Consider the following 442-nt stretch of genomic DNA (forward strand, 5'->3'; position numbering starts at 1 on the left):
CCCTGCGTCGATCCGGGGCAGGAGCTCGGCCTCAAGCCCCGGATAGAGATGAGCGACGGAGCGCTGCAGTTCGTAGCGCGCGGCCTGCAGCGTCGCGAAACGCGCCGGGATCATGACGTTGCCCGCCGCGACATTGTCGTCGCCGGCGATGACCGACGCGCGCAGTGTGGCGGCGAGCCAGTCGAGCCAGTCGCGCGTCTGGACGATCGCAGTGGCGGGGGTGGGATCGACCGGGCCATGTCCCGGCACGACGCGCTTGTGACCCAACGCTTCGAGCGTCTTAAGCGAATCGTGCCATTTCGCCAGGTCGGCATGTGGGGTGGAGGGCGCGCGATCATGGAACACGAGGTCGCCTGCGATCAGCGTTCCGCTCGCTTCGTCGAGGATCGCGAGGTCGGCCGGGCTGTGCCCCGCCAGCGGGAGCAGTCGAAACCGCCGTGTC

General features: G+C 69.0%; 1 protein-coding gene. It reads right to left on the reverse strand.

The window, feature by feature from the left end:
• Positions 1-442, reverse strand: a 442-nt coding sequence (locus tag AACY49_RS31120; RefSeq protein ID WP_339528172.1) for an MBL fold metallo-hydrolase, incomplete at both ends; no start/stop codon positions are given.

This window comes from Pseudomonas sp. EL_65y_Pfl2_R96 (assembly GCF_963970905.1).
Classification (GTDB): domain Bacteria; phylum Pseudomonadota; class Gammaproteobacteria; order Pseudomonadales; family Pseudomonadaceae; genus Aquipseudomonas.